General features: G+C 65.0%; 1 pseudogene. It reads right to left on the reverse strand.

The window, feature by feature from the left end:
* Positions 1–383 (reverse strand): annotated as a pseudogene (locus AC0L3S_RS39200) (IS5/IS1182 family transposase); the annotation flags it as partial.

Genomic DNA, 383 nt, shown 5'->3' on the forward strand with positions numbered 1-383 from the left:
CGCAGCCTGACGGCGTGCCTTCTCGCCAGGCGGTTGAGCCCCTTGATAGCCGCATGAAGCAGCTTGGCATCGGTCGGGAAGGTGATGGCGTTCGGCTGCACCGTGGTGTCGACCGTGACGCGCTTGAGATCCTGGCCGCGTAACGCGCCGGCCTCGTGCGCCACCCACAGGCTCTCGGCCAGCAACGACTCCAGCTTGCGCCGAGCCGCTTGCGCCAATGGCTCAGGTCCGAGCGCTCTTGCGGGAAGGCGTGCTGAAAGAACTCTTCGCCGGTGAAGAACTGGAATACGGGTCGTGAACCCAGCACTCGCAAACGCCCTCATCGGACAGCCCGTAAGTGTGCGATCATGAACCGGGTCTCGATCCCGGGCCGGCCATTCTCG

The sequence above is a fragment of the Bradyrhizobium sp. Ken01 genome (assembly GCF_055807355.1).